General features: G+C 68.2%; 13 protein-coding genes, 1 tRNA gene and 1 pseudogene. 6 read left to right on the top strand and 9 right to left on the bottom strand.

Features of this window, described 5'->3' with window-relative positions; genetic code table 11:
- Positions 1-56: 56 nt before the first annotated feature.
- Positions 57-1,358 (bottom strand): GNAT family N-acetyltransferase, encoded by a 1,302-nt coding sequence (locus tag FJV46_RS12665; RefSeq protein ID WP_087027045.1) that lies wholly within the window; start codon positions 1,356-1,358, stop codon positions 57-59.
- A 303-nt stretch (positions 1,359-1,661) separates the two neighbouring features.
- Between FJV46_RS12665 and FJV46_RS12660 the strand changes: the two genes are divergently transcribed.
- From FJV46_RS12660 to FJV46_RS15710, 3 genes and pseudogenes are all read left to right on the top strand, one after another.
- On the top strand, positions 1,662-2,102 hold the full coding sequence (locus FJV46_RS12660) for a hypothetical protein (RefSeq protein WP_087027047.1): 441 nt from the start codon (positions 1,662-1,664) through the stop codon (positions 2,100-2,102).
- 15 nt (positions 2,103-2,117) lie between these two features.
- Positions 2,118-2,840 (top strand): annotated as a pseudogene (locus tag FJV46_RS15715) (DUF222 domain-containing protein); the annotation flags it as partial.
- Positions 2,826-3,161 (top strand): HNH endonuclease signature motif containing protein, encoded by a 336-nt coding sequence (locus FJV46_RS15710; protein WP_269461569.1) that lies wholly within the window; start codon positions 2,826-2,828, stop codon positions 3,159-3,161. The pseudogene FJV46_RS15715 and the gene FJV46_RS15710, both read left to right, overlap by 15 nt.
- A gap of 145 nt (positions 3,162-3,306) precedes the next feature.
- Here FJV46_RS15710 and polA read toward each other — a convergent pair whose 3' ends face one another.
- Complete coding sequence (polA, locus tag FJV46_RS12650) at positions 3,307-6,132, bottom strand: DNA polymerase I (RefSeq protein ID WP_179195190.1); 2,826 nt, start codon at positions 6,130-6,132, stop codon at positions 3,307-3,309.
- Between polA and FJV46_RS12645 the strand changes: the two genes are divergently transcribed.
- A complete protein-coding gene (locus FJV46_RS12645; RefSeq protein ID WP_087027052.1) occupies positions 6,131-6,619 on the top strand; it encodes a hotdog fold thioesterase in 489 nt (162 codons plus the stop codon). The two genes, polA and FJV46_RS12645, sit on opposite strands and share 2 nt — an antisense overlap.
- Before the next feature lie 149 nt (positions 6,620-6,768).
- Positions 6,769-6,975, top strand: a complete 207-nt coding sequence (locus tag FJV46_RS12640; RefSeq protein WP_087027054.1) for a hypothetical protein — start codon at positions 6,769-6,771, stop codon at positions 6,973-6,975.
- 482 nt (positions 6,976-7,457) lie between these two features.
- Here the strand turns inward: FJV46_RS12640 and FJV46_RS12635 are convergent, their stop codons facing one another.
- From FJV46_RS12635 to FJV46_RS12620, 4 genes are all read right to left on the bottom strand, one after another.
- Positions 7,458-7,841 (bottom strand): response regulator transcription factor, encoded by a 384-nt coding sequence (locus tag FJV46_RS12635; RefSeq protein WP_087027056.1) that lies wholly within the window; start codon positions 7,839-7,841, stop codon positions 7,458-7,460.
- A gap of 34 nt (positions 7,842-7,875) precedes the next feature.
- Positions 7,876-8,487, bottom strand: a complete 612-nt coding sequence (locus FJV46_RS12630; RefSeq protein ID WP_087027058.1) for a hypothetical protein — start codon at positions 8,485-8,487, stop codon at positions 7,876-7,878.
- A 144-nt stretch (positions 8,488-8,631) separates the two neighbouring features.
- On the bottom strand, positions 8,632-9,654 hold the full coding sequence (ligD, locus tag FJV46_RS12625) for a non-homologous end-joining DNA ligase (RefSeq protein ID WP_087027060.1): 1,023 nt from the start codon (positions 9,652-9,654) through the stop codon (positions 8,632-8,634).
- A gap of 95 nt (positions 9,655-9,749) precedes the next feature.
- A tRNA-Leu gene (locus FJV46_RS12620) sits at positions 9,750-9,831 on the bottom strand.
- A 147-nt stretch (positions 9,832-9,978) separates the two neighbouring features.
- On the opposite strand from FJV46_RS12620, the gene FJV46_RS12615 reads away from it, so the two are divergent.
- Complete coding sequence (locus tag FJV46_RS12615; protein ID WP_087027062.1) at positions 9,979-10,581, top strand: ANTAR domain-containing response regulator; 603 nt, start codon at positions 9,979-9,981, stop codon at positions 10,579-10,581.
- Positions 10,582-10,672: 91 nt separating this feature from the next.
- On the opposite strand, the gene pyk is transcribed toward FJV46_RS12615, so the two are convergent.
- The 3 genes from pyk to gltB are packed head-to-tail and all read right to left on the bottom strand — an operon-like array spanning position 10,673 to position 18,284.
- Positions 10,673-12,163, bottom strand: coding sequence for a pyruvate kinase (pyk, locus tag FJV46_RS12610; RefSeq protein ID WP_087027064.1), 1,491 nt, complete (start codon positions 12,161-12,163; stop codon positions 10,673-10,675).
- A 48-nt stretch (positions 12,164-12,211) separates the two neighbouring features.
- Complete coding sequence (locus tag FJV46_RS12605; protein WP_087027066.1) at positions 12,212-13,669, bottom strand: glutamate synthase subunit beta; 1,458 nt, start codon at positions 13,667-13,669, stop codon at positions 12,212-12,214.
- Positions 13,662-18,284, bottom strand: coding sequence for a glutamate synthase large subunit (gene gltB / locus FJV46_RS12600; protein WP_087027068.1), 4,623 nt, complete (start codon positions 18,282-18,284; stop codon positions 13,662-13,664). Before gltB ends, FJV46_RS12605 begins: the two co-directional genes overlap by 8 nt.
- Between the last annotated feature and the right edge of the window lie 300 nt (positions 18,285-18,584).

Below are 18,584 nucleotides of genomic sequence, written 5' to 3'. Positions count from 1 at the left end.
ATTTCCGCGCCATGCCGCACGCGGCGGGCGAGCCGCGACGGAGCAGCATCGGAGTGTCAGAAATGCGTGATGCAGTACGGTTCCTGCGGCAGTCCGAACAGCGTGTCGAGCAGGTCGACGGCGTCGTCCGCGTGTGCGGTCAGAGCACCGGCCGCGGCGAGCGCGGAAGCCTGGACTCCCCCGAGGTACAGCGATCCGAGCGCGTTCACGGTGAGCGTCGCGTCGGGCGCGGCGGCAGTGTCCACGTGCTCGACCTGCGCCACGCCGTCGACGACGGTCAGGACGAAGGAGCCGCCGGCGATCCCGAGCGGGTCCAGCACGTCCAGGACGATGCGGCCGCTGCCCCGGTAGGACCGCGCCCCGAGTGCTGCCGGTACGTCGAGCATGCGGACCCAGAGGACGTCGTCCGTCCCCTTGACGCTGTAGCACCGCCTGTCGCGGAGCGACCAGGGCAGCGCGTCGTCGCGTCGGGCCCCATCCCATGTGACCACCTGAACGAGGTCGAGCGACCCGAGATAGCGCCACAGCTCGAGGTAGGCGGAGGGTGTGGAGGCCACGAGATCGACGATCTTCATGGTGTAGGGCGTGGTCTCCCAGCCGGCGAAGCGGTAGGAGACGTACCCGGCCGGTGTACCCGTCGCGTCGTAGTGCACTGCGAACCGGACGTTGCGGTCCTCGATGGGCCGCTCCCTTCCCCACTCGCCCGAGGCGCGGCGCGGGTAGGCGTACTGACGGTCGACTGAACCGAAGGTCGAGGCGTGGAAGCCGTCGAAGATCTGCTGGGCGAGACGGACGGCGTGCTCCCGGGCCACGAGCGTCGTCGTGCCTGTTCGCGGTGCGGTCACCTCGAACCGCTCACGGACATCCACCTCGACACTCTGCGTGAAGGTCGCGCAGCCGAACCCGAAACGACCGTAGATCGTGGCCTCGGATGCGGTCAGGATGGCCAGCGGGAGCCCCCGTTCCGCCGCCTCACCGAGGTCCCTCGTCATCATGGAGCGCAGGATGCCGTTGCGCCGGTGGCTCGACCGCACCGTGACCGCCGTGATCTGGTGGGCCTCGACCAGTCCCGCTCCCACATTGAGCGAATGCACCATGGTGCCGTAGGTGGCCACGGGGTGGTCCGCACCGAGGGCTTCGGCTGGCTGGGCGCGGTCGTGGACGCCCCAGAGCACTCGCTGGTCCGCCCGGTACGCCGCAAGGTACGTCGGGATGTCCTCGGGATCGAAGGTGCCCTCGTGGAATCCGATCCCCTCGGCATCGAGCCACTTGGTGAAGCGGCCGTCCGCCGTGGCGTCCTCATCTGCCGCAGGCGTGAAGATCTCGGTGTGCAGGTCCGGTGCGGTGTCGTAGCTCACCCGACCACACTAGTCGGGGCTGTCCCGCGTGTACCAGAACCGCCACCCGGGCCGGCCGGCGGTCAGCACGACGCCGGCGCCCTTCGGCGGTCGGTACGACACTTGTGCCTGGACGCGGTCGGTACGACACCGGCGCCTCGAAGTGGGCGGCACGACACCGGGGCCCTTCGGCGGTCGGCCCGACGTCGGCGCCTGGATGCCGGGACCCACACCCGTACGCCTCTGTGGACAGGAGGAACCGACTTGTCCTCCACAATCTCCTACAGACGAGCGAATAGTACATATGTTCGATAAAATTGGTGTATGGCCATCTCCCCGATCGAGAGCTCCGTCCGGACACCGGGTTCAGCAGACTCGGCCTGCGTCGCGCTCGCCGAATGCAGCCGTCAGGCGAGCCGCGACGACCTCCTCATGTCCGAGCCGGAGGCGCTGCAATTCGTCCTCGACGTCGAACGGGCCTCGAAGATCGTCGACCAGCTGCAGATTCGAGCAGCCCGGCTGGCCGAGGATCTCGTCGCTTCCGCCCAGCAGGAATCCGGGCCTGGTGAGACTGCGGTGCGGGGTGCATCGACGAGCCTTGGCTTCCGGGACTGCGCGGACTTCCTGCGCGCGACCCTGGGCATCAGCCGGGCCGAAGCCAGACGTAGGCTGGATCTCGCCGAGGTGCTGCTGCCGACCGTGTCTCCGACCGGCGCCCCCGTGCCGCCCCGCCTGGAGACTCTGGGTGCCGCAGCAGGCGCCTGAGTCGTCAGTGGCCGGGCCGCGACCGTCGTCTGCCAGGCGCTGCAGCGGGTGCGGTCGTTCGCGACCCCGCAGCAGCTCGAATCGATGGAGTGTCACCTCACAAGGCAGGCCGTGGAATCCGACGAGGACATCCTCCGGGTGCTCGCCCGACGGTGGGAGAGCGTCCTCGATCAGGATGGCCAGGAACCCTCCGAAAAGGTGCTGCGCGCACGACAGGGCGTCTTCCTCAGGGGCCGACGCCACGGGCTGCACATGCTGGAGATCGGCGCGACCGACGAGCAGTTCGAGCACCTGGCCACCGTCATGAACGCCACCGCGAACCCTCGCATCGGGACGACCCGCCCCCTCGATTCCGATGCCGCCGCTGGTGGTGGCCCGGGCCGCGTGAAGATGTCCGTCGGTGATCCGGAGGGGCCGACGAGGGCTCAGGCACTTCTCGACGGCCTTGTCACAGCCTGCAGGATCGCCCTGACCACGGCGGCCCTCCCCGCTACCGGCGGTCATCGCCCCCAGGTGATGGTGACGATCGACTACAAGGACCTGATCAGTGATATCCAGAGTGCCGGCCATGTCCATCAGGCCGGGCATGGCATCTTCTCCGGCCAGCTCAGCGCCAGGACGATCAGGCGGATGGCGTGCGATGCCGACCTCATCCCTCTCGTACTCGGCAGCGCAGGTCAGGTTCTCGACGTCGGGCGAGCCCAACGGTTCTTTCCTCCGCACCTGCGCCGGGCACTCGTCGCCAGGGACAAGGGCTGCGCTTTCCCGGACTGCTCCATCCCGGCCAGCTGGTGCGAAGCCCACCACGTCAATCCGTGGTCCCGAGGCGGACGAACGAGCATCGGCAACGGAGTGCTGCTGTGTTCGAGACATCACCACGTCATCCATCAGGGCGCGTGGGCCGTCGAGACACGACGGGGCATTCCCTGGTTCCGTGCCCCTGAAAATACCGGCCGGGCCGGTAAGGCGCGAAGGAACAGCTACTGGCAGGCCGGACGAATCGTCCGTGAAGAACAATCGGACAAGCAGTCCGGCGAGAACGATGCGGGCCCGGGCTGAGGCCATGGACCATGTCACGGGAACCCCTCACGAGAGGCACGCGCCCTGCCCTTGCCGACCCGGGCAGGTGCACCGGGTCAGCCACCGCCCGGACATGATGGACCACCACATCCTCGAGACCGCAGGAGAGCGCGCTACCGCACGATCAGTGCGCGGCGTCGTGCCAGCTGGCTCCCGTACCCACGGACACGTCGAGGGGAACGGAGAGATCCGCGGCACCCGCCATCTGTTCACGGACCAGCGCCTCGACCTCCGCCGTCTCGCCCTTGGCGATCTCGAGGACCAGCTCGTCATGCACCTGCAGCAGCATGCGGGAGCGAAGACCGCGCTGGGTCAGCGCCTCGTCCACGCCGAGCATCGCCTTCTTGATGATGTCGGCGGCCGAACCCTGGATCGGCGCGTTCAGCGCAGCACGCTCCGCCATCTCCCGCAGCTGCCGGTTGTCGCTGGAGAGATCCGGCAGGTAGCGGCGCCGTCCCTCGATGGTGGAGGTGAAGCCGTCCTTCCTGGCCTGCTCGACGATGCCGCGCAGGTAGTCACGCACCGCGCCGAAGCGCTCGAAGTAGTCGCGCATGAGCGTCCGCGCCTCGTCCACCGAGATCGCGAGCTGCTTCGACAGTCCGAAGGAGCTGAGGCCGTAGACCAGGCCGTAGGACATGGCCTTCACTTTGGATCGCATGGCGTTCGTGACGTCTTCGGGCGCGACACCGAAGATGTGCGAACCCACGAAGCGGTGGAGGTCCTCCCCTTCGAGGAACGCCGAGATGAGGCCCTCGTCGCCGGACAGGTGGGCCATGATGCGCATCTCGATCTGCGAGTAGTCGGCCGTCATCAACGTCTCGTACGGATTTCCGTCCCGGCCGTGACCGACCACGAACACCTCGCGGATCCGGCGCCCCTCGTCGGAGCGGACCGGGATGTTCTGCAGGTTCGGGTTGGTCGAGGACAGCCGTCCGGTCGCCGCGACGGTCTGCAGGTAGGTGGTGTGGATGCGGCCGTCGTCGCCCACGGCCTTCCGCAGCCCTTCGACGGTCTGCCGAAGCTTCGTCGCGTCACGGTAGGCGAGCAGCTGCTCGAGGAATGGATGCCCGGTCTTGGTGATGAGGTCCGTCAGGGCGTCCGCGTCGGTGGAGTACCCGGTCTTGATCTTCTTGGTCCTGGGAAGTTCGAGTTCGTCGAAGAGGACGGTCTGCAGCTGCTTGGGCGACCCGAGGTTGATCTCCTTGCCGATGATCCGATAGGCCTCGGAACCGGCGGCACTAATGGTCTTCGAGAAGTCGTCGAGGAGGCGCTCCAGTCCCTCGACCGAGACGGCGACACCGGTGAGCTCCATGCGGGCGAGGACCTCCGCGAGCGGGAGTTCGAGGCCGCCGAGCAGCTGGTTGGCGCCGCGCTCCACGAGTTGTCCGGCGAAGTGCTCGCTCAGCTGCAGGGCTGCGTAGGCGGCGACGACGGCGGGCGAGGCGACGTCGTTGCCCCCGAGGTCGAGCGCCTGCTGGCCGGAGGAGTCGTTCGCGGACGCCGTGATGGAGAGACGGAGATGGTACTGCGCGAGGTCGGCCAGCTCGTAGCTGCGGCGATCGGGCTGGATCAGGTAGCCGGAGATCGCGGTGTCGTCGACCTCTCCGGCGAGGTGGAGGCCGCGGGCGGAGATCAGCTTGAACACGGTCTTGAAATCGTGGACGATCTTCGGCGCGTCAGTACTGGCCAGCCAGTCCCCCAGGACCTTCTCGGCGTCCGCGTCGAGTGGCTCGAGCGGGATGAAGGCGGCAGCCGAGGACGTCACGACGGCGATCCCGACGACGTCGGTGGTCCCCCCAGTCGTCTCGGTCGCGAGGGCGACGGACGCCTGCGCCTGGTTGGTCCCCGCAAACCACTGCGTCAGCTCGCCGGCTTCCTCGAGCAGCACATGCGGCGGGGCACTCTGCTCGTCACTCTCCTCCTCCGACTCCTCCTCGCCGAAGAGGTCGAACAGGCGCTTGCGCAACGTGTTGAACTGCAGCGAGTCGAAGAGGTCCTCGATCGCGGAACGGTCGGGATGCTGCGACACCATGGCATCGAGATCCACCGGGAGGTCGAGGTCGGTGAGCAGGCGGTTCAGGCGGCGGTTGCGCTTCACGTCCTCGATGTTTGCCCGGAGCGAGTCGCCGACCTTGCCACCGATCTTGTCGAGGTTCTCCAGAATGCCTTCGAGCCCGCCGTACAGCTTGATCCACTTCGCCGCGGTCTTCGGACCGACGCCCGGCACCCCCGGGAGATTGTCCGCACTCTCCCCCACCAGGGCGGCGAGGTCCGAGTACTGGTGCGGCGGCACGAAGTACTTCTCCTCGATGGCTTCCGCGTCCATCTGCGGGATGTTCGTGACGCCCTGCTTGGGGTAGAGCACCGTGACGCGGTCGTTCACGAGCTGGAACGCATCACGGTCCCCGCTGACGACCTGCACGTCCCAGTCCGCACCGGCAGCCTGGTAGGCGAGGGTCGCGAGGATGTCGTCCGCCTCGTACCCGTCGAGCGAGATGGTGGGGATGCGCATGGCCTCCATCACCTTGATGATCAGGTCCACCTGCCCGTGGAACTCCTCCGGGGTCTTGGAACGGCCACCCTTGTACTCCGTGTACTCCTCCGAACGGAAGGTCGGCGTGTCGAGGTCGAAGGCAACGGCCACGTGACTCGGCTTCTGGTCCTTGATGAGGTTGATCAGCATGGCGGTGAAGCCGTACACAGCATTGGTGTGCTGGCCGGTGTCCGTCGAGAAGTTCTCGGGCGGGAGCGCATAGAACGCCCGGAAGGCCATCGAATGGCCGTCGATCACCAGGAGCCTGTTGCGTGACCCGTCGGCGCGGCGGCCACCGCGCCCCTGCTGCTCCGGCGAGGGTTCGGACCCTTCGGGCGTATCGTCGGTCGACGACGCCATGGTCAGGGTGGCAGCAGGTTTGGTTGTTTCACTCACAGGTGCCAGCCTAGTTGCCATGACAGACAACCGCACTCGCGCCGACGCCCTTCAGCACCCCTCCGAGGAGCGCCTGGCCGAGCTCGTGGCCGCCGGCGTGCCGACAGAGATGCACGGCTGGCTGGGGCGGTACGGGGTGGGCGCCCTGACGGTCAAGATGGGCATCGTCTTCCAGGAGATGAGTGCGGAACGCATGGTCGCGACCATGCCCGTCGACGGGAATCAGCAGGTAGCGGGGATCCTGCACGGCGGTGCGCACGTGGTCCTCGCCGAGACTCTCGGCTCCTTCGCCGCCGGCCTCCATGCGGGACCCGGCCGGCAGGCGGTCGGTATCGAGGTGGGCGCGACCCACCACCGCAGTATCGACACAGGGCTCGTCACCGGGACCGCGACGGCCATCCATCTCGGACGCACTCTCACCACCCACGAGGTCGTGATGACCGACGAGCAAGGCCGGCGGCTCTCGACGGCCCGCATCACCAACTTAATCCGCGACGTCCGGCAGTAGCGAACCGCTCTGCCCGGGGACAGCCCGGGAGCAGGTCAGGATCTGATTGCAAGCGTTCTTTCCGCGTGCACGCCCCGTTGCCGGCGTTTCCGGCGGATCCCTACGGTGATACGTCTAGGAAGATCACTCGAGCATCGGACGGAGCCATCATGACTGACAGATCACTCAGGACCACGGCCGCCCTCCTCGCCGCAGGAGCCCTCTTCCTCGGCGGGTGCGATCTCGGTAACCAGGACGGCGACACCTCGGAGACCGACACGGGGAACTACGACGACAACAACGGGATCGACACGGACCTCGGGGACGACTCCCGCGGGCAGGAACTCGAGGACGATCCCGACGGGGAGGACGACTAGTGGACGGACGTGCAGCGGCCCTCCGCCGGTCGGCGCTGCGGGGAGTCGCAGCAGGCCTGGCGGGAACCGCCGCGATGACTGCCGGCGAGCTGGTCGAGCAGCGCCTGAGCGGTCGGCTGGATTCGCACGTCCCCGGGCGCACGCTGCGGATCCTCCTCGGCAGGCCGGCGGACCAGGACCGGGCCTATCCGGTGTGGAACCACGTCATGCACTGGCTCACTGGCGCTACTCTCGGTGCCCTGCGCGGACTCTGGTCGGTGACGGGGCTGCGCGGACTGCCGGCCTCGGGCGCGCACGCGCTCGTCCGGCTGGCCTTCGACCATACCCTGGAGAACGCGACCGGCGCGGGAGCAGCTCCGGCTCTCTGGCCGGCCGGCAAGAAGGGCGTCGACTACGCGCACAAAGCCGTCTACGCCGGTGTCACCCCGAGCCGGCAGTGCCCCGAGTCGACACGGCGCTGCGAGGTAATTCGGCGCTGCGAGTCATACCTCGGCAGCCGCTGTGCCCTCCTTGAGATGTCGCCTCAGCTCGGCCGGACGGAAGGGCTTCCTCAGGTAACGGTCGGCCCCTGCCTCGAACCCTCGCTTCTCGTCCGACGGGTCGGTCCGTGCGGTGAGCATCACGATGAACGTCGCCGAGAATCGGCGGATCCGCTGCGCCACCTCGAAGCCGTCGATGTCCGGCAGCCCGACATCCAGGGTGACCACGTCCGGCATCAGGCGCCGCACCATCTCGACACCCGCGAGGCCGGCCGGCGCGGTGTGGACGCGATAGCCGGAACCCGTGAGCACGGTGTGCAGGAGGTCGCGCACGTCGTCGTCGTCCTCGATGACCACTGCGGTGCGGGAGTGGTCGGAAAGAGACATGGCACGAGCTTACTCCGGCACGTCGTCCTGATGCCTAGGACTCAGGCTGCACCAGCGCCTCGACAGGCTCCGCTCCTCCGGCGGGTTGCACCGTCACGGCACTGATCGTGTCCGGGATGTCGGGGAAGCCACCGATCATCAGGAGGTCGGTCGTGCTCCCGGGTACCGCTGCCCCGCTGTACTCCTCGACGAGTCCCACCACCTCGGGGTTCGGCTCGCCGTTGTTCGCCGCTGCACCCCACTCCTCGATCACCGTGGCAGCTGCCCTGAACTCCAACTCCTGGCCCTCGGGCGTGGAGACCGTGACGGCGTCGATCTCCAGGGGCAGGCCATCGTCCGGGTTCTGCACCGTCACGCGCGCGTAGGTCACGTCGTCCTCGGCCAGCTCCGTCCGGAGGTCTTCGACGTCCTGCGGGCCCTCGGCCGGGAGGACGATGTCTCCCGTCGCATCGTCGAGAACGAAGGTGAAGACCCCGCTGGCCGCGTCGGCGAGCCCGTCCACCGAGGGAGCGTCCGATGGCGCCGCCTGCGTCGTCTCCGCCGGATCGGGCGTGGGGCCGGGCTGCTCAGGACCCGTGGCAGGATTGCCGCCGCATCCCGTCAGCAGGAGCAGCGCCAGGATCGATGGTAGGACGGTCTTCTTCATGGTTCTCCCAACTGCCGGTCACGGACCGGCGCGGCGTCAGGCCCGGCTCGTGCCGGGGCGCGGCAACGTTCCCTCCTGTTCTACCAGCGCGCGATGCGCCCGCGGCGGGTGGACTGCGCCCCCGGCTGCCGTTGACAGGCCTGTTCAGTCGCGGGTACGCGCACGGCTCGGCTGTACGCGCGGGGGCTCTCCGGGCATCTTGGGGAAGTCGGGTGGGAAGGGTAGCTCGCCGAGACCCTGTTCCACATCGCGCTCCCACCAGGCCTGCAGCACGTCGATACCGCCCGGCGCGGCGTGCAGGTCCGCCCACGGATCTCCGATCGTCCGCAGGCGGTCTGGCACGGTGACCACGGTGAAGGCTGCCGGGTCGACGTCGTCAAGCTCCTCCCAGGTGACGGGGCAGGACACGGGGGCGTGCGGCAGGGCCCTCGGGCTGTAGGCGCCCGCCATCGTGCGGTCCCGGTTCGCCTGGTTGTAGTCGACAAAGATCCGTTCGCCGCGTTCCTCCTTCCACCACGCGGTGGTCACGCGGTCCGGCATCCGGCGCTCGAGCTCCCTGGCAGCCGCGATCACGGCATGGCGCACATCGAGGAACTCGTGCATAGCGTCGATCGGGGAGAAGACGTGGAGCCCGCGGTTCCCCGAGGTCTTCACGAAGCAGGTGAGTCCCGCCTCCGCGAGGACGGAGCGCAAGGCATGGGCAGCGGCGACGACGTCGGCGAATGCCGTTCCGGGCTGCGGGTCGAGGTCGATCCGCAGTTCGTCGGGCAGGTCCGGGGCATCGGCTTTCGAGGCCCACGGATGGAAAACCACCGTGTTCATCTGTGCGGCCCAGACGATCGACGCCGGCTCGTCCAGCACGAGCTGCGGGTGCGAGCGACCGCTGGGATAGGTGACGGTGACGCTCCGGACATAGTCGGGCGCACCCTTCGGCGGGTTCTTGCTGAAGAAGGATTCCCCCTCCACGTCGCCACCGAAGCGCTGCAGCGAGACGGGTCGCCGGCCGTTGGCTCGGAGGAAGGCGGGGGCGACGTCGATGAAGTAGCGGGCGAGATCGAGCTTCGTCAGTCCGAGGTCCGGCCAGAGCACCCTCGAGGGGCTGGACAGGCGGACCGACCGCGAACCTTCCGGTCCGTCGACGTCGAGAATCATCGCTTCGCTGGCCATGGCCTCACAGTACCTGCGCGCGGGCGCTGCGGTCAGGTACCGGGGGCGGAGGATGCGGCATCCGGAGTCCCCGGCCTCTGACCAGGCCTTTGATGTGCCCGAAGTGGGACTCGAACCCACACACCTCTCGATACTGCATTTTGAGTGCAGCGCGTCTGCCAATTCCGCCATTCGGGCCGTACCCGCCACGGCTGGAAGGATGAAGCCGGACTTCCGCCCTCCGCCGGTGCGCGAAACCACTCTACATGCCGATAGGCTGTTTCCGGGACCGGAGGCACAGCCTCAGGGGACCCACCGGAACGCCGTCATCATCAAGGAGCAACAGTGTCTGAATCCACCGAAACCACGCCCGCCGGACCCGCTCGCCGGGTCATCGTGGCCGAGGACGAGACGCTCATCCGACTCGATATCATCGAGATCCTGCGCGGCGAGGGCTACGACGTCGTGGCGGAGGCGGACAACGGTGAGAAGGCCGTGGCCCTTGCGACCGAGCACAAGCCCGATCTCGTCCTCATGGACGTCAAGATGCCCGTCATGGACGGCATCACCGCGGCCGAGCAGATCGTGAAGGCGCGGATCGCCCCCGTGGTCCTCCTCACGGCCTTCAGCCAGAAGGAACTCATCGAGCGCGCCCGCGACGCCGGCGCCATGGCCTACGTGGTCAAGCCCTTCACCCCCGCGGACCTCATTCCCGCGATCGAGATCGCGATGTCGCGGCATGAGGAGATCAAGGCCCTCGAGGCCGAGGTGTCCGATCTGCAGGAGCAGTTCGCGACCCGCAAGCTGGTGGAGCGTGCCAAGAGCCTCCTGACCACCAAGATGGGGCTGACCGAGCCCGAGGCCTTCCGCTGGATCCAGAAGACCTCGATGGACCGCCGCCTCAGCATGCGCGAGGTCGCCGAGACGATCATCAACCAGGTCAACTGACGCAGGACCGCTTCCGGGTCCCGCCCGCAGCCGACAGACGAGAAGACCCCCACCCGATCGGGTGGGGGTCTTCTCGTTCAGGCGTGGACCGCTACTTCTTCTTGACCGGCCAGGGGCCGACGCCCTCCTTGATGAAGGAGGTGTGGCCGTCCGGCAGTTGGCCCGCGTCGGTGATGTCGCCGACACGGTGCACCTTGATGGAGTTGGTGGAGCCGGCCTGTCCGGGAGGGGAACCGGCGGCGATGACCACGAGGTCGTCCACCTCCACGAGTCCCTGCTCGAAGAGTACGCGGTCCACCTGGGACGTCATCTGGTCCGTATGCTCGACGAACTCCACGAGCTTCGGCTGGATACCCCAGATGAGCGACATCGCGTTGAGGGTCGACTGCACGGGGGTGAAGGCGAAGACGGGCTTCTTCGGGCGGAGGCGGGACAGCCGGCGTGCGGAGTCACCGGACTGCGTGAACGTGCAGATGTACTTGGCATCGAGCTGGTCCGAGATCTCGACGGCTGCGCGGGTGATCGCGCCGCCGCGGGTCTTCGGCTTGCTGCCGAGCGGCGGCACGCGCTCGAGGCCGTGGCGCTCGGTGGACTCGATGATGTCCGCCATGGTGCGCACGGTCTCGATGGGGTACTTGCCGACACTGGTCTCGCCGGAGAGCATGACGGCGTCCGCGCCATCGAGCACGGCGTTGGCGCAGTCGGAGGCCTCCGCCCGTGTGGGACGGGGGTTGTCGATCATGGACTCGAGAACCTGGGTGGCCACGATCACGGGCTTCGCCCAGCGGCGCGCGAGCTCGACGGCCCGCTTCTGCACGATCGGGACGTCCTGCAGCGGCAGCTCCACGCCAAGGTCCCCGCGAGCCACCATGATGGCGTCGAATGCGTCGATGATCTCCTCGAGGGCGTCGACGGCCTGCGGCTTCTCGATTTTGGCGATGACGGGGACCCTGCGGCCCTCCTCGTCCATGATCTCGTGCACACGCCGTACGTCTCCGGCGTCACGGACGAAGGACAGCGCGACCATGTCGACGCCGATCTGGATGGCCCAGCGGAGGTCCTCCTCGTCCTTGTCGCTGAGGGCGGGGACGTTGACGGCGACGCCGGGCAGGTTGATGCCCTTGTTGTTGGACACCATGCCACCGACGACGACCTCGGTGGTGACCGAGACGTCGTCGACCGCCGTGGCGCGGAGTGAGACCTTGCCGTCGTCGATCAGGAGCATGTCGCCGACGTTGACGTCGTGCGGGAGTCCCTTGAAGGTGGTGGAGCAGATGTCCTGCGTGCCCTGGATGTCCTCCACCGTGATGGTGAAGACATCTCCCGGGGCGAGGGCGTGGGGGCCGTCGGCGAAGCGGCCGAGGCGGATCTTGGGGCCCTGCAGGTCGGCGAAGATGCCGACGGGCCTGCCGAGCTCCTCCGACGCGCGTCGCACGTTGTCATAGGTGCTGCTGTGCACGGTGTAGTCGCCGTGGCTCATGTTCATCCGGGCTACGTCGACGCCCGCCTCGAGCACGGCGAGCGTGTTCTCGTAGCTGGCGATTGCGGGGCCGAATGTTGCAACGATTTTTGCGCGTCTCATAAACCTAGCCTAGTCGTGTTTGGGTCGAGGGGATGGTGTGGGGGCCGGTCAGAGCACGGCGATGGAGCGGTCCGAAGGTGCCACGGGAGCGGGGAGCTTGGTCGATCCCATGAGGTACTTGTCCACCGCTGCCGCGCACGCGCGGCCCTCGGCGATGGCCCAGACGATGAGCGATTGTCCGCGGCCGGCGTCGCCCGCCGAGAAGACACCGGGCGTGTTCGTCATGTAGTAGCCGTCGCGGGCGAGGTTGCCACGATCGTCGAAGGCGGCCTCGACCTGCTCGGTGATCCCGGCGGGCTCGGCCCCGGTGAAGCCGAGGGAGAGGAAGACGAGGTCGGCCGGGATCTCGCGTTCGGAACCGGCCTTGGGGACACGCCGTCCGTCGACGAACTCGGTCTCCGCGACCTTGATGCCCCGGAGGACGCCGTCGTCACCCACGAACTCGACGGTGGACGCGAGGTAGCGCCGCTCACCGCCTTCCTCGTGGGCGCTGGCGATGTCGAACAGCGTGGGGAACGTGGGCCAGGGCTGGTCCGGGCGGCGTTCCGTGGGGGGCTGCTGGCCGATGGCGAGCGTGGTCACGGAGGCGGCCTGCTGGCGGTGTGCGGTGCCGAGGCAGTCGGCGCCGGTGTCGCCGCCGCCGAGGATCACGACGTGCTTGCCCTCGGCGTGGATCTGGTCCTCGACGGCCTCACCGGCCACCACGCGGTTCGCCTGTACAAGGTAGTCCATGGCGAAGTGCACGCCCTGCAGGTTGCGGCCCGGGATCGGCAGGTCACGCGGGACGGTGGCCCCGGTCGCGACGACGACGGCGTCGTAGCGCCGCTTGAGCTGTCCCCAGCTGATGTCCTTGCCGACGTCGACGCCGGTCCGGAAGCGTGTGCCCTCGGTCTTCATCTGGTCGATGCGCCGCTCCACGTGGATTTTCTCCATCTTGAAGTCCGGGATGCCGTAGCGCAGGAGACCGCCGATGCGGTCGTCGCGCTCGTACACGGCGACGGTGTGGCCGGCGCGGGTGAGCTGCTGGGCGACGGCGAGTCCGGCCGGGCCGGAGCCGACGACGGCGACGGTGCGGCCCGTGAGGCGCTCCGGCGGGTGCGGCTCGACCCAGCCCTCCCCGAAGGCCTGGTCCGCGATGGACACCTCGACCTGCTTGATGGTGACGGGCGGCTGGTTGATCCCGAGTACGCAGGACGACTCACACGGTGCCGGGCAGAGCCGCCCGGTGAACTCGGGGAAGTTGTTCGTGGCGTGGAGGCGGTCGATGGCCTCCCGGCCCTTCTCCCGGAACGTGAGGTCGTTCCACTCCGGGATGAGGTTGCCGAGCGGGCACCCCTGATGGCAGAACGGGATACCGCAGTCCATGCAGCGGCCGGCCTGGGCCTTCAGGACGCCCTTCTCCTGCGCCTCGTACACTTCCTTCCAGTCCATGATGCGCACGGGAACCGGGCGCCGGGGCTGGGTCTGGCGCTCGCGCACCTTCATGAATCCGCGTGGGTCAGCCACCGGTAACCTCCAGGATCTTGGTCCACGCCTCTTCGCCGTCAGGATCGAGTCCCTGCTCGACGGCGGTGGCGCGGGCGTCCAGCACCGCGGCGTAATCGCGCGGCAGGACTTTCGTGAAACGCGGGATGATGTCCTCGAAGGACTCGAGCAGACTCTCCGCGAGGGTCGACTCGGTCTCCTCGACGTGCTGGATCAGCAGCCGCCGCACGATCTCGATGTCCTCCGCGTCGAGCTCGACCAGCAGGAGCTCACCGTTCTCGAGGCTCTGCTTGTTGACGCGGGCCCGGTCGAGGTCCAGCACGAAGGCCGTGCCACCGGACATTCCGGCACCGAAGTTGCGGCCGGTCCTGCCGAGGATCAGGGCCTGGCCACCGGTCATGTACTCGCAGCCGTGGTCGCCGATCCCCTCGGCCACCGCCGTCGCGCCGGAGTTGCGGACCAGGAACCGCTCCCCCACCTGGCCGCGCAGGAACATCTCGCCGCTCGTGGCGCCGTAGCCGATGACGTTGCCCGCGATCACGTTGTGGTCGGCACGGAACAAGTTGGCGCGGTCGGGCCGCACGATGATGCGTCCGCCCGAGAGGCCCTTGCCCACGTAATCGTTCGAATCTCCCAGCAGCCGCAGGGTGATGCCGGCCGGCAGGAACGCACCGAGCGACTGCCCGGCCTGCCCCGTGAGGGTGATGTCGATGGTGTCCGTGGCCAGCGTGTCGAGCCCGAAGGTACGGGTAACCTCGTGCCCGAGCATCGTCCCGACGGAGCGGTCGGTGTTGACGACGTCCACCGAGATGCGGACCGGCGAGCGGTGGTGCAGCGCATCGGCGCTCATCTCGATGAGCTTGTTGTCGAAGTGCTGGTCCAGCTCGTGGTTCTGCTTCGTCGTGTTGCGCATCGGCTCGCCGGAATCGAACTCGTTGCCACGGAGGATCGGGTCGAGGTCCAGGCCGTCGGCCTTCCAGTGCTCGATGGCCTTGCGGGCATCGAGGAGCTCGCTGTGGCCGATGGCCTCCTCGAGGGTCCGGAAGCCGAGTTCCGCCAGGATCTCGCGGACCTCCTCCGCGATGAACTCGAAGAAGTTGACGACGAACTCCGGCTTGCCCGTGAAGCGGCTCCGCAGTTCAGGATTCTGGGTCGCGACGCCCACCGGACAGGTGTCGAGGTGGCAGACACGCATCATGATGCAGCCCGAGACCACGAGCGGTGCGGTCGCGAAGCCGAACTCCTCGCCGCCGAGCAGGGCGGCGATGACGACGTCGCGCCCGGTCTTGAGCTGGCCGTCCACCTGGACCACCACGCGGTCGCGCAGCCCGTTGAGCATGAGGGTCTGCTGCGTCTCGGCGAGACCCAGCTCCCAGGGGATGCCCGCGTGCTTGAGCGAGTTGAGCGGGCTGGCGCCGGTGCCGCCGTCGTGACCTGACACCAGGACGACGTCGGCCTTGGCCTTCGTGACGCCCGCGGCGACCGTGCCGATGCCCACCTCGGACACGAGCTTGACGTGGACCCGGGCTCTCGGGTTGGACCGCTTGAGGTCGTAGATGAGCTGGGCGAGATCCTCGATCGAGTAGATGTCGTGGTGCGGCGGCGGGGAGATGAGCGCGACGCCGGGCGTGGAGTGCCGCGTACGGGCGATCCACGGGTAGACCTTCTGGCTCATGAGCTGGCCGCCCTCGCCGGGCTTGGCTCCCTGCGCCATCTTGATCTGGATGTCATCGGCGTTGGTCAGGTAGAGGCTCGTGACGCCGAACCGCCCGGACGCCACCTGCTTGATGGCCGATCGGCGCTCGGGGTCGAGGAGCCGCTCGACGTCCTCGCCACCCTCACCCGTGTTCGACTTCCCGCCCAGGCGGTTCATCGCGATGGCGAGCGTCTCGTGCGCCTCCTGCGAGATGGAGCCGTAGCTCATGGCTCCCGTCGAGAAGCGCTTCACGATCTCGGAGACGGGCTCCACCTCGTCAATGCCGATCGGGGTGCGATCGTCCCGGAGCCGCAGCAGGCCGCGGAGCGTCATGAGCTCGCGCGACTGGTCGTCGACGCCCTGTGTGTAGGCCTTGAAGATGTCGTAGCGGCGCTCACGCGTGGCGTGCTGCAGCCGGAAGACGGTCTCGGGGTTGAACAGGTGCGGCGGACCCTCGCGGCGCCACTGGTACTCGCCGCCGTTGTCGAGCCCACGGTGCGGGTCCTCGATCCCGTCCTGCGGGTACGCCGAATCATGGCGCGCAGCGGTCTCGGCGGCGATGACGTCGAGGCCGACGCCGCCGAGCTGGGTCTGGGTCCCGTGGAAGTACTCGTCCACGAGCTCCTGGGCCAGGCCGAGCGCCTCGAAGGTCTGCGCCCCGCAGTAGGAGCTCACGGTGGAGATGCCCATCTTGGACATGATCTTCAGGACGCCCTTGCCGAGCCCCTTGATGAGGTGCGCGACGGCGGTCTCGGCGGTGACGCCGGTGATGTCTCCGTTGCGGACGAGCTCCTCGCAGCTCTCCATCGCCAGGTACGGGTTCACGGCGGAGGCGCCGTAGCCGATGAGCACGGCGACGTGGTGGACCTCGCGCACGTCGCCGGCCTCGACCACGAGGGACGTCTTGGTGCGGTTGGCGCTCTTGAGGAGGTGATGATGCACGGCGCTGGTGAGAAGCAGCGACGGGATGGGAGCCCACTGCGCGTTCGAATCACGGTCGGAGAGCACCACGTACTCGACGCCGCGGTTGAGCGCGCTGGAGACCTGCTCGCAGATCTCGGCGAGACGCGCGCGCAGGGCGGCCTCTCCGCCGTCGTGCCGGTACAGGCCGCGGACCCGGACGGTGAGGCGGTCGCCGTCGTCGGTCTCGAGATTGGCGATCTTCGCCAGCTCGTCGTTGGTGATGACGGGGAACTTCAGGGCGATCTGCTTGGACCGCACCTGCCCGGTGGAGAGCAGGTTGCCGTCGGGGCCGATCGTGACGCCCATCGACGTGACGAGCTCCTCGCGGATCGAGTCCAGCGGCGGGTTGGTTACCTGGGCGAAGGACTGCACGAAGTAGTCGAAGAGCAGGCGCGGTCGCTTGGACAGGACGGCGATGGGCGTGTCGGAGCCCATGGCACCCAGGGGCTCCGCACCGTTCTTCGCCATGGGGCCGAGCAGGATGCGCAGTTCCTCCTGCGTGTAGCCGAAGGTGCGCTGCCGGCGGTTGATCGAGGCCTTGGTGTGCACCACGTGCTCGCGCTCCGGCAGGTCCTCGAGCTGGATCAGGTTCTCCTTGACCCACTCGCCCCACGGGTTGGCGGCGGCGACCTCGGCCTTGATCTCCTGGTCCTCGATGAGCCGGCCCTCCTCGGTGTCGACGAGGAACATCTTCCCGGGCGAGACCCGGCCCTTGCGGACAACACGGGACGGTTCGACGTCGAGCACGCCCACCTCGGAGGCGAGGATGACGAGGCCGTCCTCGGTGACCCAGTAGCGCGCCGGGCGCAGGCCGTTGCGGTCCAGGACCGCGCCGACGAGGCGGCCGTCCGTGAAGGACACCGCCGCAGGGCCGTCCCAGGGCTCCATGAGCATGGAGTGGTACTGGTAGAACGCCCGGCGGGCGGGGTCCATCGTGGCGTGGTTCTCCCACGCCTCCGGGATCATCATCATGATCGAGTGGGTGATGGGCCGTCCCGACAGCGTGAGGAGCTCGGCCACCTCGTCGAAGGACGCGGAGTCGGAGGCACCCGGCGTGCAGATGGGGTAGAGCTCCTCGGGGGAATCGCCGAGCAGCGGATTGGACAGCTGCGACTGCCGGGCACGCATCCAGTTCCGGTTGCCCTTGACCGTGTTGATCTCGCCGTTGTGGGCGATGGTGCGGAACGGCTGGGCCAGCGGCCAGGACGGGAACGTGTTGGTGGAGAAGCGTGAGTGGACGATCCCGAGGCGGGTCTTGAAGCGCTCGTCCGAGAGGTCCGGGTAGAACGGTTCGACCTGTGCCGTGGTGAGCATGCCCTTGTAGACGATGGTCTTCGAGGACAGGGACGGGAAGTAGACGCCGTACTTGTTCTGCGCCCGCTTGCGGACGCGGAACGCGCGTCCGTCGAGGTCCGGCGCCTCGCCGTCCGCAGGGGCCAGGAACAACTGGACGAAGTGGGGCATGCACGCCCGGGCCATGGCGCCGACGAGATCGGCCACGACCGGCACCACCCGCCAGCCGAGCACCCGCAGGCCCTCGGACTCCGCGATGGACTCGAGGCCCGCGCGCGCCGTCTCCTCCTCCTTCGCCTCGGTGGGGAGGAACGCCGTGCCGACCACGTAGGAGCCCGCTGCGGGCAGGTCGAAGTCGACGACGGCACGGAAGAACTCGTCGGGGATCTGGGTGAGCAGACCGGCGCCGTCGCCGGTGCCCTCGTCCGCCCCGACGGCACCGCGGTGCTCGAGGTTGCGCAGCGCGGTCAGCGCGGCATCGACGATGTCGTGTCCGGGTTCGCCGCGAAGGGTCGCGATGACGGCGAGGCCGCACGCGTCCTTCTCGTTCTCGGGGTCGTACAGCCCCAAGGCCTCCGGTATCGAGGCGAACCGTGAGAAGGGGGACTCGACGGCGTCGGCGGCCGACGTCGTCGTCGTGCCGTGGTGCGCCTGCAGCGGCTTTCCTGGCGTCAAAGCAGTCATAGAAGGGATCCTTCCCCCATGATGGAGCGTCGGGAGGGGACAGCCTTGGCCCCGCGGGCACCGCTCCGAGAGGAACGGGCACCGTCTGTCTATCTCGTGCACACCGCCTGCGCCCGCGCCACCCGGCGCGGTTGGCGGGCAGTCACTGTGGTCATCCTGCGCTGGTCAGGGCGGTGTCGGTGCAGGTTCGGAAGGTGATCCGGCCGTCGCACCTGAAGTCCACGCCTGTGTGGTGTTGCGTCCTTGAGGGGCGGTGGCCCGGGGACTGCTGGTCGGGGACCGACTCCCGTGGCTCCGCTC

The organism is Arthrobacter agilis (assembly GCF_006494655.1).
GTDB classification, from domain to species: Bacteria; Actinomycetota; Actinomycetes; order Actinomycetales; family Micrococcaceae; genus Arthrobacter_D; species Arthrobacter_D agilis.
The sequence above is the reverse complement of the archived record's forward strand: the minus strand, read 5'-3'. Positions and strand labels throughout refer to the sequence as shown.